Source organism: Aeromonas sp. R1-1 (genome assembly GCF_040908495.1).
Lineage (GTDB): Bacteria > Pseudomonadota > Gammaproteobacteria > Enterobacterales > Aeromonadaceae > Aeromonas > Aeromonas veronii.
This window is the reverse complement of the sequence record NZ_JBFODV010000295.1, coordinates 1-19,474: the sequence shown is the minus strand read 5'-3', so window position 1 is coordinate 19,474 and position 19,474 is coordinate 1. Positions and strand designations below refer to the sequence as shown.

20 protein-coding genes are annotated in these 19,474 nt (G+C 60.6%); 9 read left to right on the top strand and 11 right to left on the bottom strand.

The genetic code is table 11. The annotated features are described in order from the left end of the window. The first annotated feature begins 30 nt into the window (after nucleotides 1-30). On the top strand, nucleotides 31-987 hold the full coding sequence (locus tag AB5Y92_RS20195) for a D-2-hydroxyacid dehydrogenase (RefSeq protein WP_204479982.1): 957 nt from the start codon (nucleotides 31-33) through the stop codon (nucleotides 985-987). A 66-nt stretch (nucleotides 988-1,053) separates the two neighbouring features. On the opposite strand, the gene AB5Y92_RS20190 is transcribed toward AB5Y92_RS20195, so the two are convergent. Then, complete coding sequence (locus AB5Y92_RS20190) at nucleotides 1,054-1,530, bottom strand: YMGG-like glycine zipper-containing protein (protein WP_071913044.1); 477 nt, start codon at nucleotides 1,528-1,530, stop codon at nucleotides 1,054-1,056. A 487-nt stretch (nucleotides 1,531-2,017) separates the two neighbouring features. Here AB5Y92_RS20190 and AB5Y92_RS20185 point away from each other — a divergent pair, with 487 nt between their 5' ends. Further along, nucleotides 2,018-2,620: a nitroreductase family protein gene (locus tag AB5Y92_RS20185; protein WP_005348028.1), complete on the top strand. Its 603-nt coding sequence runs from the start codon at nucleotides 2,018-2,020 to the stop codon at nucleotides 2,618-2,620. 114 nt (nucleotides 2,621-2,734) lie between these two features. Here AB5Y92_RS20185 and AB5Y92_RS20180 read toward each other — a convergent pair whose 3' ends face one another. Next, entirely contained in the window at nucleotides 2,735-3,382 is a 648-nt protein-coding gene (locus tag AB5Y92_RS20180) for an HAD-IA family hydrolase (protein ID WP_164536236.1), read from the bottom strand. 8 nt (nucleotides 3,383-3,390) lie between these two features. Further along, nucleotides 3,391-3,636 carry a hypothetical protein gene (locus AB5Y92_RS20175; protein WP_064340815.1) on the bottom strand — a complete coding sequence of 82 codons (246 nt, stop codon included), beginning with the start codon at nucleotides 3,634-3,636 and terminating at the stop codon, nucleotides 3,391-3,393. 117 nt (nucleotides 3,637-3,753) lie between these two features. Between AB5Y92_RS20175 and AB5Y92_RS20170 the strand changes: the two genes are divergently transcribed. Continuing rightward, nucleotides 3,754-4,662 (top strand): LysR family transcriptional regulator, encoded by a 909-nt coding sequence (locus tag AB5Y92_RS20170; protein ID WP_164536234.1) that lies wholly within the window; start codon nucleotides 3,754-3,756, stop codon nucleotides 4,660-4,662. A gap of 94 nt (nucleotides 4,663-4,756) precedes the next feature. On the opposite strand, the gene AB5Y92_RS20165 is transcribed toward AB5Y92_RS20170, so the two are convergent. From AB5Y92_RS20165 to AB5Y92_RS20155, 3 genes are all read right to left on the bottom strand, one after another. Then, the gene (locus AB5Y92_RS20165; RefSeq protein WP_203118658.1) at nucleotides 4,757-5,695 is read right to left on the bottom strand and encodes a sensor domain-containing diguanylate cyclase; all 939 of its coding nucleotides are present in this window, start codon (nucleotides 5,693-5,695) and stop codon (nucleotides 4,757-4,759) included. 132 nt (nucleotides 5,696-5,827) lie between these two features. Further along, nucleotides 5,828-6,394, bottom strand: coding sequence for a cysteine hydrolase family protein (locus AB5Y92_RS20160; RefSeq protein ID WP_005354080.1), 567 nt, complete (start codon nucleotides 6,392-6,394; stop codon nucleotides 5,828-5,830). Nucleotides 6,395-6,443: 49 nt separating this feature from the next. Beyond that, on the bottom strand, nucleotides 6,444-7,607 hold the full coding sequence (locus AB5Y92_RS20155; protein WP_201987368.1) for an FAD-dependent oxidoreductase: 1,164 nt from the start codon (nucleotides 7,605-7,607) through the stop codon (nucleotides 6,444-6,446). 265 nt (nucleotides 7,608-7,872) lie between these two features. Here AB5Y92_RS20155 and miaB point away from each other — a divergent pair, with 265 nt between their 5' ends. The 5 genes from miaB to lnt all read left to right on the top strand — a co-directional run bounded on the left by miaB (nucleotide 7,873) and on the right by lnt (nucleotide 13,544). After that, nucleotides 7,873-9,306 (top strand): tRNA (N6-isopentenyl adenosine(37)-C2)-methylthiotransferase MiaB, encoded by a 1,434-nt coding sequence (miaB, locus tag AB5Y92_RS20150; RefSeq protein ID WP_184232846.1) that lies wholly within the window; start codon nucleotides 7,873-7,875, stop codon nucleotides 9,304-9,306. Nucleotides 9,307-9,360: 54 nt separating this feature from the next. Then, nucleotides 9,361-10,410, top strand: a complete 1,050-nt coding sequence (locus AB5Y92_RS20145; RefSeq protein ID WP_204482717.1) for a PhoH family protein — start codon at nucleotides 9,361-9,363, stop codon at nucleotides 10,408-10,410. After that, nucleotides 10,407-10,871 (top strand): rRNA maturation RNase YbeY, encoded by a 465-nt coding sequence (ybeY, locus tag AB5Y92_RS20140; protein ID WP_368227472.1) that lies wholly within the window; start codon nucleotides 10,407-10,409, stop codon nucleotides 10,869-10,871. Before AB5Y92_RS20145 ends, ybeY begins: the two co-directional genes overlap by 4 nt. 95 nt (nucleotides 10,872-10,966) lie before the next feature. Continuing rightward, on the top strand, nucleotides 10,967-11,851 hold the full coding sequence (gene corC / locus AB5Y92_RS20135) for a CNNM family magnesium/cobalt transport protein CorC (RefSeq protein ID WP_181223907.1): 885 nt from the start codon (nucleotides 10,967-10,969) through the stop codon (nucleotides 11,849-11,851). A 148-nt stretch (nucleotides 11,852-11,999) separates the two neighbouring features. Continuing rightward, nucleotides 12,000-13,544: an apolipoprotein N-acyltransferase gene (lnt, locus tag AB5Y92_RS20130; protein ID WP_368227470.1), complete on the top strand. Its 1,545-nt coding sequence runs from the start codon at nucleotides 12,000-12,002 to the stop codon at nucleotides 13,542-13,544. A 65-nt stretch (nucleotides 13,545-13,609) separates the two neighbouring features. On the opposite strand, the gene nqrE is transcribed toward lnt, so the two are convergent. The 5 genes from nqrE to AB5Y92_RS20105 form a co-directional block, all read right to left on the bottom strand. Beyond that, nucleotides 13,610-14,209: an NADH:ubiquinone reductase (Na(+)-transporting) subunit E gene (gene nqrE, locus AB5Y92_RS20125; protein ID WP_368227469.1), complete on the bottom strand. Its 600-nt coding sequence runs from the start codon at nucleotides 14,207-14,209 to the stop codon at nucleotides 13,610-13,612. A 200-nt stretch (nucleotides 14,210-14,409) separates the two neighbouring features. After that, nucleotides 14,410-14,802 carry a hypothetical protein gene (locus AB5Y92_RS20120; RefSeq protein WP_167565033.1) on the bottom strand — a complete coding sequence of 131 codons (393 nt, stop codon included), beginning with the start codon at nucleotides 14,800-14,802 and terminating at the stop codon, nucleotides 14,410-14,412. Between the two features lie 259 nt (nucleotides 14,803-15,061). Next, nucleotides 15,062-16,243: a MerR family transcriptional regulator gene (locus AB5Y92_RS20115; RefSeq protein WP_368227468.1), complete on the bottom strand. Its 1,182-nt coding sequence runs from the start codon at nucleotides 16,241-16,243 to the stop codon at nucleotides 15,062-15,064. 176 nt (nucleotides 16,244-16,419) lie between these two features. Further along, nucleotides 16,420-18,150 carry a single-stranded-DNA-specific exonuclease RecJ gene (gene recJ / locus AB5Y92_RS20110; RefSeq protein WP_368227466.1) on the bottom strand — a complete coding sequence of 577 codons (1,731 nt, stop codon included), beginning with the start codon at nucleotides 18,148-18,150 and terminating at the stop codon, nucleotides 16,420-16,422. Beyond that, the gene (locus tag AB5Y92_RS20105; protein WP_158112969.1) at nucleotides 18,116-18,763 is read right to left on the bottom strand and encodes a disulfide isomerase DsbC N-terminal domain-containing protein; all 648 of its coding nucleotides are present in this window, start codon (nucleotides 18,761-18,763) and stop codon (nucleotides 18,116-18,118) included. The genes recJ and AB5Y92_RS20105 overlap by 35 nt, the downstream gene beginning before the upstream one ends. Nucleotides 18,764-19,079: 316 nt before the next feature. On the opposite strand from AB5Y92_RS20105, the gene mscL reads away from it, so the two are divergent. Then, a partial coding sequence (gene mscL, locus AB5Y92_RS20100; RefSeq protein WP_368227464.1) for a large-conductance mechanosensitive channel protein MscL occupies nucleotides 19,080-19,474 on the top strand: 395 nt, incomplete at its 3' end.

The window sequence follows — 19,474 nt, the reverse complement described above, 5'->3', positions numbered from 1 at the left end:
GGTTCAAACCCGAATATGGCAGGAAGGTACATGCAGCAGATTGTGTTTCTCGACAGCGATACCCTGGATGCGGGCATCACCCTGCATCATCCCGACTTTCCCCACCACTGGCAGAGTTATCCCAGCACGGCCCCGGAACAGGTGGTCGAGCGGCTGAAAGATGCCAGCATCGCCATCATCAACAAGGTGCGCATCGGCGCCGCCGAGCTGGCCCAACTGCCGGAGCTCAAACTCATCGCGCTCGCCGCTACCGGCAGCGACAACGTGGATCTGGAGGCGTGCCGCGCTGCCAACGTCGGGGTATGCAACATCCGCAACTACTCGGGCCCCTCGGTGCCGGAACATGCCATGGCGCTGATGCTGGCCCTGTCGCGCAACCTCTTCTGCTGGCGCCAGTCGCTGCTGGAGGGGCGCTGGCAACAGAGCGGCCAGTTCTGCTTCTTCGATCACAACATCATGGATCTGCACGGCAAGCAGCTTGGCATCATCGGCAAGGGAACCCTGGGTCAGGCGCTCGGCGAGCGGGCCAAGGGGATGGGGATGACGGTACGTTACGCCCAGAGCCAGATCGGTGGCAGCCACGACGAAGATCGCCTGCCCCTCGACGAGCTGCTGCAAAGCTCGGATGTGATCAGCCTGCACTGCCCGCTCACCCCCTATACCCGCAACCTGATTGGCGAGCGGGAGCTGGGCTTGATGAAACCGGGCGCCCTGCTGATCAACGTCGGCCGTGGCGGTCTGGTGGATGAAGAGGCGCTGCTGCGGGCGCTGGCCAACGGCAGCCTCGGTGGTGCCGGTTTCGATGTGGCGAGCGTCGAACCGCCGCCCCCCGACCATCCCCTGATGAAGGCGCTGCAATACCCCCACTTCATCCTCACCCCGCATGTGGCCTGGGCCAGCGAGGAGTCGATGCAGCGGCTGGCCGATCAGCTGATCGACAACATCAACGCCTTTGCCGCCGGTCGCCGCCAGCACCGGCTGGTCTGAGCAAACATGCAAAACGGGGCCCACTGGCCCCGTTGTTTCATTCCCACCATTCACGACAGATGGCGATCAATCGTCGTCATGCCATCTGTGTTTTTTATGCTTCTTGTGCTTTTTGTGATGCTTGTGATGGTGGTCATCATCATCGTAATAGCGATCCTGACTCTGGTGGCCATCCCCGGTCTTGGCACCGATGGCCGAGCCACTCGCCCCGCCAACCCCAGCGCCGATCAGCTGGCCGGTATCACCACCGACACTCTTGCCGATAGCAGCACCACCCAGCGCCCCCACCGCGCCGCCAAGGGCCGCTTCATTCTTGTTGCCCTTGTTGGCCGTCGCCGCACCACCAGCTGCGCCGCCAATGGCCGCACCAACCAGCGCACCGGTATCGCCCCCCAGCTCCTTGCCGATCATGGTGCCCGCTACCCCACCTGCGCCGCCACCCAAAATGGTATTGAGGGTCTCGGATGCGTGCACGGTCGTGCTGCCAGCCAGCAAGGCGCCCAGCAGTGCCAGTGCGCGAAGAGCACGCGAATTCATCTCCATGGGTACTCCTGTCCAATCTGATTAATTTCCTCTGCACTATACAAACCGGCAGGCAGCAAACCAGTGGGTGACTAGCGGCAAGTAGATTTTCACTTGAAACCCGGCAATAGGCGTGACCGGCAAGCCCGAATTCAATCTCTTGAATAACCAAAAGAAATTTTTTATTTCACAGGTATGGCGTGTCCCTCGGCAGGGGCGGGAGGCTGTTGCAGCCCCACCCCAACTACTGGCGATCGGACAGCTCCTGTCACCTGAGCAGGGTTGGGTGGCGCAATCTCAGCTGGGCTGGCAGTTCAGCGCGCCTCAACCCCGTTCACTGGGGAGCAGCAGGATCGCCTATGTGCGGGGTGTTAACCCTCAGTTGAAAGTGTCACCACTACATGTAAACGCCCGGAAGATAATCGGGTGGTATAGTCTATAGCTTGAACAACAGGGGATGGCTGGCCACAAGGCTGGCGCCCGATGACTATCAAGCAAAGGAGATGTTATGAGCAGTCCGTTTATCGAGCAGATCAAAGCACGTCGTACCATCTATGCCCTGGGCGACCAGGTCTCCCATACGCCGGAGCAGCTGACGGCCCTGATCCAGGATGCCATCAGACACAGCCCCTCCTCCTTCAACTCCCAGAGCTCCCGCGCCGTCATCCTGTTTGGCGCCCAGCACCACAAGCTGTGGGATATCGTCAAAGCCGAGCTGAAAAAGATTGTGCCGCCGGAGGCCTACGCCCAGAGTGAGGCCAAGGTAGATGGCAGCTTCCGCGCAGGCTTCGGTACCGTGCTGTTCTTCGAAGACACAGATGTCATCAAGGATCTGCAGCAAAAATTCGCCCTCTACGCAGACAACTTCCCCATCTGGTCGGAACATGCCACCGGCATCGCCCAGTTTGCGGTCTGGACGACGCTGGCGCAGGAGAAAGTCGGTGCCTCCCTGCAACACTACAACCCCCTCATCGACGAGGCGGTACGCAAGGAGTGGAACCTGCCCGCCAGCTGGCTGCTGCGCGCCCAAATGCCCTTTGGCAGCATCAAGCAACCGGCCGGCGACAAGACCTTTATCGACGATGCTACCCGTTTCCGCGTTTTCAAATAACCATTGAGATAGCAAAACGCCCCCGCATCTCGGGGGCGTTTTTATTGCGGCATACAGTGTTGATAGCGATGGTTCATACCGCAATCTGCGGTCGTAATACGCTCTATCCACCGCTCAGGTGAGCAGCGTCACCAGCAGAGATGTCTCTCCAATCTCCACCTTCACCTCGCGCCAATCGCGGATCACCGCCACCACCGCCGGATTGAGCGGCGCATCGCCCCCTACCTGCACCACAGTGCAACCTGCACGCAGGGCGCTCTCGATACCGGCCGGGGCATCCTCAAATACCAGACAGCGAGCGGGCGAGATGCCAAGCCGTTTGGCTCCCAGCAGATAGGGCTCGGGATCGGGCTTGCCATTGATCACAGCTTCGGCCCCCACCAGCACGGTCGGCAGCGGCAAACCGGCACAACTCAGGCGATGGCGAGCAACCCGCTGGCTGGCGGAGGTCACAATGGCCCAATGCTCTGGCGGCAAGCGGCGCAGCAACTCGCCAGCCCCAAAGATGGCGTCGCCACCGGTATGTTCCATCTCCAGCTCGTCAAGCCGCGCCGCCTCCCACTCGACATCCAGTTGCGGGGCCAACGCTCGGATCACCTCACGTGAGCGCATACCGTGGCACATAGCCAACACCGGCTCTGGGGCAAGCTGATGATGCTGGCACCAGAGCCGCCACACCTTCTCCACATCGCCGGTCGAGCAGACCAGGGTGCCATCCATATCGAGCAGCAGGGCGGATACCGACAGGGTGATCGTGTTCATTCCTGCACTCATACAGGCACCCCGGCCAGCTCGGGCAGAGAGCCAGAGAGCGCATCGGCAAAGGCCTGCTGCTGGGCGGCACGCTCATAACAGGCGAGTGCCTGCTCGGTACTGCCTGCCCACACTTGCAAGGGGCCGACCACAAACCCCTGTTGCAGCAGGCTGGCGAGCAGCTCCCCCGTCTCCGGGGCCGCCAATGGCTGGGCCAGCACCAGGGTGCCCTTGATCAAAAAGAGATAGCGTTGGGTAGACATGATATGGCTCCTTGTTCCGGTTCAGAGGAGGGCGATTCCCCCCCTTGCCGAGCCATTAGAACAAGGCGATTAGATAATTTATAATCAATAAATCGCCACTTTGGATAACCAATTGGAATGAAATTCGACTTGAGGCAACTGCAGGCGTTTGTGACGCTGGCCGACACCGCCAACTACCGGGAAGCGGCCAGCCGCCTCTTTATCACCCAGCCGGCCCTCACCAAGCAGATCCAGGGGCTGGAGCAGGCACTGGGCTGCACCCTGTTCAAACGGGGCCGCCACGGTGCCGAGCTGACGGCACTCGGCGCCCAGCTGCTCACTCAGGCGAGTGCGCTGGTCGAGCACGGTCGGGAGTTCGAGAGCCATGCACTGGCGGTGGCGAGCGGGGTAGCCGGTCGGCTCAAGATTGGCTTTGGTCTGTCGAGCTTTGCGCTTGCACCCTCACTGGTGGCCCGCTTCAAGCAGCAGGTCACGAACGTGATAGTCCATCTGCAGGATATGCCCTCCGCCATCCAGCAGGAGCAGCTGCTCTCCGGCCAGTTGCAGCTTGGCTTTATGCGCAGACCTCAGACGCCGCAGCTGCAGGAGCACAGACTGCTGATCGACCGGCTGGTGCTGGCGGTGCCGACAAGAATGACCGAACCAGACCCGGCCGCATTCGACGTCCAGCAGGCACTGACCCGTCAACCCCTGTTGCAGATGGTGGGCCACCGCTGCCCCGGGCTCAGCCAGCAGATCGCCGGTTTCCTCGGCGCCAATCGGCTGACCGGCATGGTCCAGGAGGCCGAGGATATCCAGACGCTGGTGGCGCTGGTCGCGGCGGGCATCGGCAATGCCATCCTGCCGCGCAGCGTCAGCTTTATCGCAGGGCCCGATGTCACCCTCTATCCCCTCTCAGGCCCCAGCTCCGAGTGGGAGGTCAGCATGGTATGGAATCCGGACTTTGCCGACCCCATCCGGGATCACTTCGTCAGGCAGGTGATCGCCAGCCATCCCTTGCCAGTGTCGGCCACACCCGAGCGCTGAAACCAACCCTTGCTGGTAGCTAACACCGTGACCAGCCATAAAACAGTGCGCCCCCATCAAGGGGGCGCATGCAGGACAAAAGCGGCAATGCGGCTCAACAGCTGGCGCAGTGACTACGGTTTTTACCCGCCCCCTTGGCGCAATAAAGCGCCGCATCGGCCGCGGCCAGCAACGCCCCTTCTCCCTCCAGCGGTTGCTCTGCTGTATAGGTTGCAATGCCAATGCTGGCGCTAAGCTGAATATTATTTGCCACCACGATGTCGAGATCGTTGATGGCCTGGCGGATCTCCTCTCCAATCCGCTGGGCCGCATCTCGATCGGTATTGCCGAGGATCAGGGCAAACTCGTCACCACCAAAACGGCAGGGCAGATCCGCCGGACGCTGGCAGAAGGACTGCAGAAGATGGCCCACCAGCTGGAGGGAGCCATCCCCCATCTGATGACCAAGATGGTCATTGCACGCCTTGAAGTTATCCAGATCCAGCATGATGAGGGAGAGCGGGGTATGTTCACGCATGCTGCGCCGCCACTCGTTATGCAAAAAGCTGTTGAACAGCCGCCGATTGGCCAGTCCGGTCAAGGGATCATGTTGGGAAAGGCTGGCAACTTCCAGCTCCAGCAGCTTGCGCTCGGTGATATTGATATGGGCGATGGAAAAATACTCGGCATCAAGCCCGGGTACCGGCGCTACTCGCATCATAAACCAGCGCTGGGTGTCGGGGCTGTGGCAGGGGTATTCCAGATAGAACTTATCCTGCTGATGACGGATAACCCGAAGGATCCCCTCCACGGCAGCCAATCCCGAGGGTTCGGCTTCATCGTCACAAGCCCCCATGTAATTGACCCCAATCCAGTTATATCCCTTGGGCATGCCGTTTTGTTCACCAAACAACTCCCAGGCGAGATTGGTGTAATGGATCACGCCATCCCGATCTATCACCGATATCTGGTCTTCCAGCGAATCCAGCAGCGCAGCCAGATAATGAGCCCGCTCGGAGAAGTGACTTCGCGGCCTCTGTATATCATCCACCATGATGGCCATCCTGTGGCAAAAGTGGCATACCGCCATCTATTAACAATAAAGTCAGCAGATAGAGTAAAGCACCCAATTTCCACTTAGCCAACTGAGACCAAATTTCACCATCGAACACCATCCGGCAAGGTTTCAGGCCAGTTGGGACACCTTGATGATCTCGGCGATGCGACCCAGCATCCGCAGCGAGGTGTGATGCTCGGTGGCATCTGCGGCGGCGCAGGCATCCTCCAGAATGGTGATGGCGTAGTCGCGATCGTGACCATCCCGCGCTGCCGCCTGAATGGCCCAGCTGGTGCTCACCCCGCACAGATAGAGGTGGTCGATGTGGTTGGCCCGCAGCGCAGGCTCCAGCGCCGTGCCATAGAAGGGGCTCACTCTGGGCTTGGTCAGCACCAGATCACCGGGCTGCACATCCAGATCAGGATGAAAGTCGGTGCCGCTGTCAGCCAAAGAGAGCGCCCCCAACTGGTGAGCGCGACCAAACATGGGAGACCCCTTGGGTTGCAGCTGATAGCCGCCGTCAAAGCCCACCTTGATCAGCACTACCAGCCAGCCGTTGGCGCGGGCATGGGCCAGCGCCTGATTGGCATGCGCGATGGCATCCTGCTCCAACACATGGGCTGCGGAGGCGGCGATGCGCCCGTCGGGGTGGGCGATGTCGTTGATAAAATCGATCACCAGCAGTGCCTTGTTCATCACCTTTGCTCCTTCGAGCATTCAGCCCGTGCTATCTGGTTTCTACCTGTCAAACCAGCCCCAGTGCATAGCGCAGCGCCATCTCCTTCAATGGGCCCGCCTTGTCCGCCAGATTGAGGGCCAGATTGCGGGCCAGCTTGAGGGGGCCAATCTCGTTGCTGAACACCCCGTAGAAGAGATCCATCCCCGACTGCATCAATAGGTTGTCGGGACGACGGCGCCACTCGTAACGCTCGGCCAGCGCCAGCTGATGCCAGTCGGCGCCAGCTCCTTGCAGCAGATCAGCCCAGCAGGCCACATCCTTGAAGCCGAGGTTGACCCCCTGCCCCGCCAGCGGGTTGATGGTGTGGGCAGCATCGCCAAGCAACACCACCCGACCGGCGTGATAGTCGTTGGCGTGGCGGCGCACCAGCGGGAAGCTCCCCTTGCCGGTGACGGTGAACCCGCCGAGCCGGCTTGGGAAGTGGCGGCGCACTTCGGCGGCAAGCCCTTCGTTGCTCATGGCCGCCAGCACTCGGATACGAGCCGGGCTGTCATACCACACCAGAGAGCCGTGCTGGCCTGGTAATGGCAGGAAGGCGCGCGGGCCGCTCGGGGTGAACTGCTGCCAGGTGATATCTTCCTGCGCAAAGTCAGTGTCGATATTGATCAGCATGCAGTGCTGGCGGTACTCGAAGCGCGATACGCCGATACCCGCCAGCTTGCGGGTGTGGGATTCGGCGCCGTCGCAGGCCAGCACCCAGCGGGCCGCCAGCTCGGTGCCATCATCCAGAGTCAGCACAGCTTCATCCGCACTCTGGCGCAGGCTGGTCACCGCCGCCGGGGTGTGGGTCTGGATGGTGGGAAAATCCTCCATCCGCTTGAGCAGGGCGAGCTGCACCAACCGGTTTTCGATGATGTAGCCGAGCTGGGGCAGACCGAGATCGGCGGCATTGAAGCGGGTGGCAAAACCGTCCAGCTCCCAGGTCTCCAGCCGGCGGTAGGGGCAGAGTCGCATCTGCTGCAGATGGTGCCAGGCACCGGCCTGCTCCAGCAGCGCCACCGAGGCCTGACTGATGGCTGAGACCCGCAGATCCAGCGGCTGCTCCGGCGCGTAATGCTCCGGCAGTTGGGTCTCGATGACCCGCACCGAGAGGCCCTGGGCTGCCAGCAGACAGGCGGTGGCGGCGCCCACCATGCCGGCGCCGACGATGGCGATATCACACTGTTCCATACATTTATTCCTGAAAGGGTGCGTCCGGCGACAGCGCCCGGACGTGAACCGGATGGCTGCATGATAGCGCAAGGGCGACTGATAAACAGTGAGACAAACGGGGAATTGCTGCGTCAAATCAAGGAGAAAGCTTATTGAGCTTGCTGGCAACAGGTATCGGGTGAGCACCATTGCCAGCTGGATATTAGCTAGGCAGTATCCAGATTGCGGAGTAAAATGCGCGGTCCTTTGACCATGCCGATTTCAAAACAAGTCAAGAGAAGCAATGAGCAAGAAACTTCACATTAAAACCTGGGGTTGCCAGATGAACGAGTATGACTCGTCCAAAATGGCCGACCTGTTGGATGCCAGCAATGGCTACACCCTTACCGAAGAGCCCGAAGAGGCAGATGTCTTGCTGCTCAATACCTGCTCCATCCGCGAAAAAGCGCAGGAGAAGGTGTTCCACCAGCTGGGACGCTGGAAAAAGCTCAAGGCCAAAAAGCCCGGTCTGGTGATCGGCGTGGGTGGCTGCGTTGCCTCTCAGGAGGGCGATGCGATTCGCCAACGCGCTCCCTATGTGGATATCGTGTTCGGCCCGCAGACCCTGCATCGCCTGCCCGCCATGATCAAGGAAGTGCAAGAGGGCCGTGGTGCCCAGGTTGATATCGCCTTCCCCGAGATCGAAAAATTCGACAGCCTGCCCGAACCGCGCGCCGAAGGGGCTACCGCGTTCGTCTCCATCATGGAAGGCTGCTCCAAATACTGTACTTACTGCGTGGTGCCCTACACCCGCGGTGAAGAGGTGAGCCGACCGCTGGACGACGTGCTCTACGAAATCGCCCAGCTCGCCCAGCAGGGCGTGCGCGAAGTGAACCTGCTCGGTCAGAACGTCAACGCTTACCGCGGCCCGACCTTTGATGGCGGCATCTGCACCTTCGCCGAGCTGCTGCGTCTGGTGGCCGCCATCGACGGTATCGATCGCATTCGCTACACCACCAGCCACCCGATCGAGTTCACCGACGACATCATCGAAGTCTACAAAGACACCCCGGAAGTGGTCAGCTTCCTGCACCTGCCGGTGCAGAGCGGCTCCGACCGCATCCTGACCATGATGAAGCGCCCGCACACCATCCTGGAGTACAAATCCAAGATCCGTCGCCTGCGTGCCGCCCGTCCCGACATCACCATCAGCTCCGACTTCATCGTTGGCTTCCCGAACGAGACGGACGAAGACTTTGAAGCGACCATGAAGCTGATCGAGGATGTGGGTTTCGACATGAGCTTCAGCTTCATCTTCAGCCCGCGCCCGGGCACCCCGGCCGCCGACATGCCCGACGATGTCGACATGGAAGTGAAGAAAGCCCGTCTGGCCCGCTTGCAGCACGTCATCAACAACCAGGCGATGCAGATTGGCCGCGCCATGCTGGGCACCACCCAGCGCATCCTGGTGGAAGGGCCCTCCAAGCTCGACCCGATGCAGCTGTGTGGCCGCACCGAGAACAACCGGGTGGTCAACTTCGAAGGCCAGCACACCCTGATCGGCGGCTTTGCCGACGTGGAGATCACCGAGGTGCGTCCCAACTCCCTGCGCGGCAAGTTCATCCGCGGCGAGAGCGAGATGAACCTGCGGATCGCCACAGCACCGAGCGAAATCCTGGCCCGTCGCCCGGATAACGTACCGGACGAGCTGGGCGTGGCCGCTTTCACACCCCATTAATCCCCTCCTCCCCATTCGCCCGGCGGATGGGGAGCGCCTTGAGACGAGGATATTTTGAGCCGACACATCTCGACCCTGAATCTGCATCTGGAGCCCGCCGACAACCAGCGCCTTGCCAGCCTGTGCGGCCCCTTCGATGACAATATCAAGCAGCTGGAGCGCCGCCTCGGCGTCGAGATCAGCTACCGTGACAGCCACTTCCAGCTGGTGGGCAAACCGGCCCAGCTGGATGCCGCCGCCATCATCCTCAAACACCTCTATGTGGAAACCCAGCCCCTCAAGGGTGGCAAGGTGACCGACATCACTCCCGACATGGTCCATCTGGCCATTCAGGAGTCGCGGGTGCTGGAGCAGGATGACGAACCGACGCCGAGCATCCCCTATGGCAAGGAGGTGACGGTCAAGACCAAGCGCGGTCTCATCAAGCCACGCAGCCCCAATCAGGCCCAGTACATCGCCAACATCGTGCGCCACGACATCTGCTTCGGCATCGGCCCGGCCGGTACCGGCAAGACCTATCTGGCGGTGGCGGCAGCGGTGGATGCGCTGGAGCGTCAGGAGATCCGCCGCATTCTGCTGACCCGTCCGGCGGTGGAAGCAGGTGAGAAGCTGGGCTTCCTGCCCGGCGATCTCTCCCAGAAGGTGGATCCTTACCTGCGCCCGCTCTACGACGCCCTGTTCGAGATGCTGGGTTTTGAGCGGGTCGAGAAGCTGATGGAGCGCAATATCATCGAGGTGGCGCCGCTCGCCTATATGCGCGGAAGAACCCTCAATGACGCCTTTATCATTCTCGATGAGGCCCAGAACACCACCACCGAGCAGATGAAGATGTTCCTCACCCGCATCGGCTTCAACTCCAAGGCGGTGGTCACCGGTGACATCACCCAGGTAGACCTGCCGCGCAACGCCAAATCCGGCCTGCGCCACGCGCTGGAAGTGCTGCCAGGGGTCGATGGTCTGTCGTTCAACTTCTTCGAGTCCAAAGACGTGGTGCGCCACCCGGTGGTGGCCCGTATCGTGCAGGCTTACGAGGCATTCGACGCCAAACAGGCCGCCGAGAAGGTGGCCGGCCAAACAAACGCCAGCAAAGAGAGTGAGCAATGAGCGTAACCCTGGATCTGCAACTGGCCAGTGCCAGCACTGACGGCCTGCCCACCGAAGCCCAGCTGCAAGGCTGGCTCGACGGCACCATTCTCGGCTTCCAGCAGGAGGCTGAAGTGACGGTGCGCATCGTCGACGAGGCGGAGAGCAACGAGCTCAACCTCACCTATCGCGGCAAGGACAAGCCCACCAACGTGCTCTCCTTCCCGTTCGAGGCGCCACCCGGTCTGGAGCTGCCGCTGCTCGGCGATCTGGTGATCTGCCGTCAGGTGGTAGAGCGCGAGGCTGAGGAGCAGGGCAAGCCCATGATGGCCCACTGGGCCCACATGGTTGTGCACGGCAGTCTGCATCTGCTAGGTTATGACCATATCGAGGATGAGGAAGCCGAAGAGATGGAAGCGCTTGAGCGCGACATCATGCAGGAGCTAGGTTTTGCCGATCCTTATCTGAACGACGAAGAGTAAAGAACCGGATGGTCATCGTCTTGAAACAGCAGATGGCCATCCTTATATAACCCGAACTATTTCAAGTGTGTTCATACGAGTAACCAAGAGAGAAAATGACCGACGATCACCCTAGTACCGGCTCGCCGAAGAAAACCTGGCTCGACAAACTCAGCCAACTCTTCCAGGGCGAGCCAAAAGACCGCAATGATTTGGTAGACGTGATAGCCGATGCCGAAGAGCGCGACCTCATCGATCAGGACACCAAGGACATGATCGAGGGAGTGCTGGAGATCGCCGATCTTCGCGTGCGCGATATCATGATCCCCCGCTCCCAGATGGTGACCATCGAGAAGTCCCAGCCGGTGGATGCGATCCTGCCGGTGATCATCGAGTCCGGCCACTCCCGCTTCCCGGTGATCAACGAGGACAAGGATCATGTGGAGGGCATTCTGCTCGCCAAGGATCTGCTCCCCTTCGGGTTTGGCGGCCATCATGCCAGCGAGCCGCTGCAGCTCGAGAACATCTTGCGCCCCACGGTGATCGTCCCCGAAAGCAAACGGGTTGACCGTCTGCTCAAGGAGTTCCGTGAAGAGCGCTACCACATGGCCATTGTGGTCGACGAATTTGGTGGCGTCTCCGGTCTGGTGACCATCGAAGACATACTGGAACTGATCGTTGGCGAGATCGACGACGAGTTTGACGACATCGAGGATGAGCCGGACGAAATCCGCCGCCTCAGCAAGCGGGTCTTCTCCATCAGTGCCCTGACCGAGATCGAGGATTTCAACGACTTCTTCGGCACCAAATTCAGCGATGAAGAGGTGGATACGGTAGGCGGTCTGGTGATGCACGCATTCAGCCACCTGCCCAAGAAGGGCGAGGAGATCGAGCTGGATGGCTACCTGTTCAAGGTGATGCATGCCGACCGGCGTCGTCTGCAGCAGTTGCAGGTGAAGATCCCCGAGCACCACGCGGCGGCGCAATCCGAGCCGCAATAGGCAGATCCGCTCGATGTGTGAAACAACGCCCCGACCTCGGGGCGTTGTGCTCTCTGCCACCGGCATCGAGGCTCGCCGTTGCCCCGCTTACAGGTTAAGATACCGGCCATTCGACCCCAGTTGCACACCAAGACGAGCACCATCGCCCGTGAGATTATCCCCTGTTACTTCCAAAATTCTGTTAAGCCTCAGTGCATTGGCCTCTGGTGCCATCGCCGTGCTGGCCTTCTCCCCCTTCGGCTACTGGCCGCTGGTGATCCCCTCCCTGCTTGGCCTCTACGCCCTGCTGGACAAAGCCACGCCGAAACAGGCCGCCTGGCGCGGTTTTGGCTACGCCATGGGACTCTTTTTGCCGGGGCTGTGGTGGATCCACGTCAGCATGACCGAGTTTGGCGGCATCCCGCTGCCGGTCGCCTTCGTCCTGCTGGCCGGGCTCTCCGCCTATCTGGCACTCTACCCGACGCTCGCCTGCTGGGTCTTTGCCCGCTTCTTTGGCGGCCGTCACTGGAGCCGCTGGCTGCTCGCCTTCCCGGCCCTCTGGTTGGTGGCTGACTGGCTGCGCGGCTGGGTGATGACCGGTTTCCCCTGGCTCTGGTTTGGTTACAGCCAGATCGACGGCCCCCTCAAGGGCTTTGCCCCCATTCTCGGGGTGCAGGGCATCACCCTTGCTCTGCTGTTCTCCGCTTCCGCTATCTGGCTGGTGTGGAAATCCCGCTCCCCGCTCTGGCTGGCGGTGCCTGCCCTGCTGGTTGCCGGTGCTCACGGCCTGATGCAACTCAACTGGGTGACCCGTGGCGAACCGGTCAAGGTGGCACTGGTGCAGGGCAATATCGCCCAATCCCTCAAATGGGATCCGGAGGCGCTGGCCCCCACGGTGCGCACCTATCAGGACTTGAGCCGCGAGAATCAGGATGCCGACATCATCATCTGGCCGGAGTCGGCGATCCCGGCCATCGAGAAGGCGATGGGCCCCTATTTGGAGAATCTGGACAAGGCGATGAAGGTGAACGATACCGGCCTGCTGGCGGGGATCATTCACTACGACGAGCAGCAACAGCGCTTCTACAATACCGTGCTCGGCATGGGGGTGCAGGATGCGGATGGCAAGGAGTCCTACTTCTACAACCACTCCAACCGCTACAACAAGTACCACCTGCTGCCCATCGGCGAGTTCGTGCCGTTTGAAGATCTGCTGCGCCCCATCGCCCCCTTCTTCAACCTGCCGATGTCCTCCTTCAGCCGGGGTGACGAAGTGCAGCCCAACCTGATCGCCAAGGGGCTCAAGTTTGCCGCCGCCATCTGCTACGAGATCATCTTCCCGGAGGAGGTGCGCCGCAACGTCAATACTGATACCGACTTCCTGCTGACCGTCTCCAACGACGCCTGGTTTGGCACCAGTATCGGCCCCTGGCAGCATATGGAGATCGCTCGGATGCGCGCGCTGGAGCTGGCTCGTCCGCTGCTGCGGGACACCAACACCGGTATCACTATCGTGACCGAGATCGATGGCAGCATCATCGGCCAGATCCCGCAGTTTGAAGCGGGCGTGCTGCGCAGCGAAGTGCGTCCCGCCCACGGCGAGCCCCCCTACATGCGCTTTGGCAGCTGGCCCCTCTACGGTCTGACCGTGCTGCTGCTGGGTCTGGCGCTGGCGCTGCGCCCCAAGGCTCACCCCTGGGCCCGCGAGCTGTAATGGCCATCCGCAATCCCTGATAAACAACGAGGCGCCCGCTGGCGCCTCGTTTTTTTCATCTCCAATCAAAGCGATATGCCTGAGAAGGACATAAAGCCGAGGGACATCAGCCCCGCCACGATAAAGGTGATGCCGATGCCCCGCAGCCCCTCGGGTACATCAGCGTACTTCAGTTTCTGGCGCAAACCGGCCATGGCGACAATGGCCAGCAGCCAGCCAAGCCCCGAGCCTGCGCTGTAGACCAGCGACTCGATAAAATCGTAATCCCGCTGCGCCATAAACATCACCCCGCCAAAGATAGCGCAATGCACCGTCAACAGCGGCAGATAGATGCCGAGCGCCTGATAGAGCGCCGGAGCGTACTTGTCGAGCACCATCTCCATCACCTGCACCAGCGCCGCCAACACCCCGATGTAAATGATGTAATCGAGAAATCCCAGATCGAATTCCCCGAAAAAGGTGCTGCCTGCCCGCAAGATATGGCGGTAAATCAAGTTGTTGAGGGGAATGGCGATCACCATCACCACTAGGATCGTCATACCAAGGCCAAAGGCGGTGTTGATGTTCTTCGAGACGGCCAGAAAGGTACACATCCCCAGAAAGAATGCCAGGGCGAGGTTCTCGACAAAGACTGAGTGAATAAACAGGTTGAGGTAGTAGTCCATAGGGTGTACTCACCAGGTGTTTGCGCAAAGAGAAAGTCTGCCTCTGGCCGATGGCCAGCAGCATGGACGAAACAATAGAAAGCGCGGACGCAGCACCGGACGATAGAGCGAAGGCTGCAGGTTTCAGCCTGCCCCGTCAGTCAATCGGGAGCGTTAAAAGCAGTGTGAAAACGTGGATGAGCGTCCGCCAGCCGAGTGAGCTAGTCGCCGTGACAGAAGCGAAATTGCAGATGGTGGCCGCAGAGTTGCCGTTTATGCAGATAGCCAACGTGGCCACATGCTTGTCTGACATAGATCAGCGGCACAAAGAACAGCAGGCCACAGAGCAGGCCGAGGATATCGTGCTGGAACCAGGCCAGCAGCATCTGATAGAGATGGCCGTCCCGCTCTTTCGCCAACCGCCGCCCCTGCTCGACACCGTGGCGCCACTGGTTGCCCGGCAGCAAGCCGACCGTGTCGACCAGACGCTGGTTGAGCGGGTCTTGCAGTGCCATCCCCGCCATCGCCCCGGCAGATGGCCCCTGCGACACGGCGCTCAGCCCAGCTGCGGCAAAAGCAGCGAGCCACAGAATGCAGGCGATGGCAAAGGCCATTGCACCGTGCTGTATGCGGCTTGGGGGTAAGCGACTGGCAAGAGGCAAGGATCGAGCTCCTTCAGGGATGACTGGAATGCGGGGATAAATATATCACAAGCCATCGCTTTATTGGATTTTGATATTGATAGAATCATTCAAGTCAGCACTAAACACTCAATTATCACTGAGCTGAGCATTTAAAAACCCAAACAAATGGGGGAGCATCTGCTCCCCCGTCCGGTCACTGGCTCACCCTCAATGGCAATAGCCATCCTCTTCACATCGCCTGCAGGCAGCAGATCACATAGCCGTAACTGCCCAGATATTGGCGGTGGATGGCCACTTCCCGGCTCAAATCCTGCCAGGCGGCACTCTCCCCCAGCTCGTCTCGATAGCGCAACAGATTGACCTCGATGGGGTCCAGATAATTGTTCCAGGCACTCATCGGCAATGGGGTGTGTGACAGGCAGCGGTAGCCTGCCGCTTGTACCGTCTCAAGCAGGCCCGCCAGCGTCTGCATGGCGGGATAATCCTGCTGCCAGAATGCCAATGCCTCCTCGGGCGGATTATCGGTCAGCCAGACCGCATCACTCAGCACGATGCAAGCCTGCGGGCTCGCGAGCAGCGGACGCCACGCCTTCAGCGCATTGGCAACCCCCATCACGTAGGCGCTCCCCTCCGCCCAGATGAGATCGGCCGGAGCCAGATCGTCCGGCAGTGCCGCCATGTTGGCACAGAGGGTGGAGACATGCTCAAAGCCTGCTGCACGGGCGGAGTGCGTCACGGCGGCCAGTGCCTCCTCTTCCAGATCGATGGCTACGATGGCGGCATCGGTCACCTGAGCCAGCGCCATGGTCGAGGCACCGCGCCCGCAACCCATGTCGAGGATCCGGCGCGGCCGGATGGGCAAGGCGGCAAACTGCTGCTGGGTGAAGGCGCGATCCCCCGGCCCCCAGTAACTCATGCCATCCAGCAGCTTGATAAAGTCCTTGATGTAACGCTCATGTTCATTCATGTCTTTGCTCAACCATTGCAAGTGGTAGCGATCTTTCTCGCTAAAACCCTGTTTCATCACCCACGCGAAGTAGGCCTCCGGTGCCTCGCGCTGCAGTTGCAGCTGCCAGGCCTTGAATTCCTCACCGGAGCGCGGACGCAACCCTGCCAGATCCGCCAACAGATCCCGGGCGCGCTGCATCCGGGCCAGCTCCTTATCGAGCTCCCTGACCCGGGCCTGCAATGCCGCCTGATCTATCTCGCCAGCCAGACAGGCGAGGCACTGCTTGAGGCTGAGACCACCCGCCTGCAGGGCCTGCACCATCTGCAGTCGCTGCAGATCCCCCTCGTCATAGTGGCGATAGCCGTTGGCGGCCCGAGTACCGGCAATCACCCCCAGCTTCTCGTAATAGAGCAGGGTGGAGCGGGCGAGGCCGCAGCGGCGGGCCAGTTCGGATATTTTCATGGCAATCACTCACTGTGCGGGCCCTCAGGTGACCCGATAGAGATGAGCTTAAACTGTGAAGCTATAGACGGGTCAACGCCCTTTTCCAGAGATCCGCCAACAAAAACGACCACCCGAGGGTGGCCGTTGTCAGCGATGTCAGCGATGTCAGCGATCAGAGCAGCAATGCTCCCGGCTCAGAGACCGGCTGCCTCCAAATGCTCCACCAGCAGCTGCACGCTGCGGTTGCCACGCCACTCGTTGACGTCAAGCCGGTAGACAAGCCGCACCCGCTTGACCGAGGCATCGGGCCAGCGCTTGAGATCGACGCCAAAGGCGATGGCATCCACCGCGTGACCGGAATCGGTTGTCAGCATCATTTTGAGGTGCTTCTCCCCCACCAGCCGCTGCTGCACCAGCACGAACTCGCCGTCGAACAGCGGCTCGGGGAAGGCCTGACCCCAGGGGCCGGAGGCGCGAATAAGCTCCGCCAGCTCGAGGTTGAGCTCGTCTGGCAACAACTCGCCATCGGTGAGCAACACCCCGGTCAAAAGCTCCGGTGTCACCAGCTCGCTGATGACCGCCTCAAAGGCCCGACCGAACGCCTCGATATTGGCCTTGGGCAGGGTCAGCCCTGCCGCCATGGCGTGGCCGCCAAACTTGCCCATCAGCCCCGGGTGGCGGGTATCAAGCAGTTCCAGCGCATCGCGCAAGTGCACGCCAGGGATGGAGCGGCCAGAGCCCTTGAGCTCGGTCTCGCTGCTCTCGGCAAACGCGATGACCGGGCGGTAGTACTTCTCCTTCACCTTGGAGGCCACCAGCCCCACCACCCCCTGATGCCACTCGTTACGGTGCAGCACTATACCCGACGGCACCTCGCCATCGCGAAACCGGATCTGCTCCAGGGTGGCGAGGGCCTCCTGCTGCATCCCCTGCTCAATCTCCTTGCGCTCCTGATTGAGGCTGTCCATCTCGGCCGCAAGCTGGCGCGCCAGATTGAGATCATCGCAGAGCAGACAGGCGACCCCGAGGGACATGTCATCGAGGCGCCCAACAGCATTGAGGCGCGGCCCCAGCGCAAAACCGAGGTCAGCGGCGGTGAGACGGCGACCATCGCGGCCCGACACATCCACCAGCGCCTGAATGCCGGGGCGACAGCGCCCGGCCCGGATCCGCTGCAAGCCCTGATGGACCAAAATGCGGTTGTTGCCATCGAGCGCCACCACGTCGGCGACCGTGCCGAGGGCCACCAGATCGAGGTAATCCGCCACATTGGGGGCTCGCAACCCTTGCCGTTCGTACCAGCCGAGCTGACGCAGATGGGTGTTGAGGGCCGCCATCAGGTAGAAGGCTACCCCCACCCCGGCCAGCGACTTGGAGGGGAAATCGCAACCATGCTGGTTCGGGTTGACGATGGCATCGGCGTCAGGCAGCTCCTGACCCGGCAAATGGTGATCGGTAACCAGTACCTGCATACCAGCCGCCTTGGCAGCCGCCACCCCGGCGATGCTGGAGATGCCGTTATCCACCGTGATCAGGAACTCGGCGCCGCGCGCCACCGCCAGCTCGACAATTTCGGGGGTAAGGCCGTAGCCAAACTCGAAGCGGTTGGGCACCAGAAAATCGATGTGGCGACCGCCCATGGCGCGCAGGGCCAGCACACACAGGGCGGAGCTGGTGGCACCATCGCAGTCGAAGTCGCCGACGATAAGGATCCGTTTCTGGGCAGTCAGGGCATCCGCCAGCAGCGGCACCGCCTGCTCCATCCCATAGAGGCGCTGGGGCGGCAACAGCTGGCTGGCGCTGCGCTCCAGCAGGGCGGGATCCTCTACGCCACGGCTGGCGAAGATTTGACGAAGCAGGGGATGCAAAGTGGCAGGCAGATGGGAATCATCAACTCGCGGACGACGACGGATTTGCAGAGGCATCAAAATTATCCAGTATCTTGAGCAGCTGTTCGGGGCTCTGATACCCGCGCACGAGATCCCCGTCGGAGGAGACCCAGGCCGGCAGTACCTTGACCCCCAACCATTGGCTCAGGCCAATATTTTGGATAAGGGTCTCACTACATGCCGTTTGAGGCAAATAGGCTTTTAACGGATCATTTTGCAGCAGGGGATCGCTGCACCAGTCGGCGGCCCGTTCGGCGTGATCAATCACCGGATAGAGAGCCACGCTCACCCCGGATGCCTGCAGGTGTTGCAAGGTGCCGGAGAGCTGACGGCGCTTTGCGTCCTGCTCGCCGAGAAACAGCGCAACCCGGTGACGCTCATCCCGGGCCTTGAGCACGATGGGGGCATGAGCCACCTGCGCCAGACCAAGTCGGCGCTGCTCGCGCATACCCGAGATGGTCAGGTTCTTCATGTCGCGGGTCATATCAAGCATGACCCCCTGCACCACATAATCCCCTTTGGCATCGCTGTAGAGCACCCCCTGTGAGGTGCCCAGCATATACAACCCCGCGATCGGGGTCGGTTCAACCAGATAGACGGGAACCCCCAGCCGGGCCGTGATGGTCTGTTTCAAGGCTTGGGTATCCATCCCCGCTCTGGCAGCAAATGTGCACAAAAGCATCATTCCCAGTAGTAAATACTTCACTTGTTTACTCACGTGGTATGAATGAATCGACCCAGCAAACTACAGCAGCACAGCTCATCATTCAACCAGCTACTTACCAAAAAATTAATATCACTTTGTACCAAAAAAATGGTTCCCCCCGATTGCCAAGGACTCATAACGCCCGCAAGCTAGTCAGGACGACAGGAACAACGCGGCTTAGCCTCTGTTTTTCCTGACAAGAGTTCGCCCTTTGGCAAGGGTAATCAACGCGCTATCTTGTTTAATTTCGGAGGAAATAATGAGTCTGATTCAAGAATTCAAAGCCTTTGCCGCCCGCGGCAACGTCATCGATATGGCGGTCGGTATCATCATTGGTGCCGCCTTCGGCAAAATTGTCTCCTCTTTTGTCGGTGACGTGATCATGCCGCCCATCGGCCTGATCCTGGGCGGCGTGGACTTCAGCGACCTGGCGGTCACCCTGAAGGCCGCAGAAGGTACAACACCCGCCGTGGTCATCGCCTATGGCAAGTTCATCCAGACAATCATCGACTTTCTGATCATCTCCTTCGCCATCTTCATGGGACTAAAGGCCATCAACACCCTGAAGAAAAAGCAGGAAGAGGAAGCCGCCACCCCGGCAGGCCCGACCAAGGATCAGGAGCTGCTGACCGAGATCCGTGATCTGCTGAAATC

Bases quoted from the DNA above. Each gene is read 5' to 3' on its own strand.
- AB5Y92_RS20195 (WP_204479982.1), top strand. From the start codon at position 31: ATGCAGCAGATTGTGTTTCTCGACAGCGATACCCTGGATGCGGGCATC.
- AB5Y92_RS20190 (WP_071913044.1), bottom strand. From the start codon at position 1,530: ATGGAGATGAATTCGCGTGCTCTTCGCGCACTGGCACTGCTGGGCGCC.
- AB5Y92_RS20185 (WP_005348028.1), top strand. From the start codon at position 2,018: ATGAGCAGTCCGTTTATCGAGCAGATCAAAGCACGTCGTACCATCTAT.
- AB5Y92_RS20180 (WP_164536236.1), bottom strand. From the start codon at position 3,382: ATGAACACGATCACCCTGTCGGTATCCGCCCTGCTGCTCGATATGGAT.
- AB5Y92_RS20175 (WP_064340815.1), bottom strand. From the start codon at position 3,636: ATGTCTACCCAACGCTATCTCTTTTTGATCAAGGGCACCCTGGTGCTG.
- AB5Y92_RS20170 (WP_164536234.1), top strand. From the start codon at position 3,754: ATGAAATTCGACTTGAGGCAACTGCAGGCGTTTGTGACGCTGGCCGAC.
- AB5Y92_RS20165 (WP_203118658.1), bottom strand. From the start codon at position 5,695: ATGGTGGATGATATACAGAGGCCGCGAAGTCACTTCTCCGAGCGGGCT.
- AB5Y92_RS20160 (WP_005354080.1), bottom strand. From the start codon at position 6,394: ATGAACAAGGCACTGCTGGTGATCGATTTTATCAACGACATCGCCCAC.
- AB5Y92_RS20155 (WP_201987368.1), bottom strand. From the start codon at position 7,607: ATGGAACAGTGTGATATCGCCATCGTCGGCGCCGGCATGGTGGGCGCC.
- miaB (WP_184232846.1), top strand. From the start codon at position 7,873: ATGAGCAAGAAACTTCACATTAAAACCTGGGGTTGCCAGATGAACGAG.
- ybeY (WP_368227472.1), top strand. From the start codon at position 10,407: ATGAGCGTAACCCTGGATCTGCAACTGGCCAGTGCCAGCACTGACGGC.
- corC (WP_181223907.1), top strand. From the start codon at position 10,967: ATGACCGACGATCACCCTAGTACCGGCTCGCCGAAGAAAACCTGGCTC.
- nqrE (WP_368227469.1), bottom strand. From the start codon at position 14,209: ATGGACTACTACCTCAACCTGTTTATTCACTCAGTCTTTGTCGAGAAC.
- AB5Y92_RS20120 (WP_167565033.1), bottom strand. From the start codon at position 14,802: ATGGCCTTTGCCATCGCCTGCATTCTGTGGCTCGCTGCTTTTGCCGCA.
- AB5Y92_RS20115 (WP_368227468.1), bottom strand. From the start codon at position 16,243: ATGAAAATATCCGAACTGGCCCGCCGCTGCGGCCTCGCCCGCTCCACC.
- recJ (WP_368227466.1), bottom strand. From the start codon at position 18,150: ATGCCTCTGCAAATCCGTCGTCGTCCGCGAGTTGATGATTCCCATCTG.
- AB5Y92_RS20105 (WP_158112969.1), bottom strand. From the start codon at position 18,763: ATGGATACCCAAGCCTTGAAACAGACCATCACGGCCCGGCTGGGGGTT.